Origin of the sequence: Halioglobus sp. HI00S01 (assembly GCF_001635445.1) — a bacterium.
GTDB classification, from domain to species: domain Bacteria; phylum Pseudomonadota; class Gammaproteobacteria; order Pseudomonadales; family Halieaceae; genus Halioglobus; species Halioglobus japonicus.
Genome location: NZ_LWEE01000200.1, coordinates 1 through 300, shown reverse-complemented (window position 1 = coordinate 300; position 300 = coordinate 1). Strand labels below are relative to the sequence as shown.

The following is a 300-nucleotide window of genomic DNA, read 5'->3' as shown; positions in this document are numbered from 1 at the left end:
CGGGGCTGGGCACTGCCGTGCAGCTGTAAGCAGTTCACTATTGGTGACGCCCTCAAGACTATTAGCAGTTTCGTTCAACATCGACTGGGTAATGATCAGTTCACCCACCAGGTTGATCACCTGATCTAACTTGTCGACGGCTACCCTGATCGTCGTCGACTCGCTGGAAGAGCGCTTAGCCTGCTTTTCGCTGTTCGCGCTATCTTGTGCATCGACATCCGAATCAACCTGTGCGTGATCTGCCTTGGGCCCCGCGATTGGTACATCTGCACTGCCATTTGCATCGGAGGTTGCCTGGAC

The 300-nt window shown here is 54.7% G+C and carries 1 pseudogene; it reads right to left on the bottom strand.

The window, feature by feature from the left end:
* Nucleotides 1–300, bottom strand: a pseudogene (locus tag A3709_RS15835) (hypothetical protein); the annotation flags it as partial.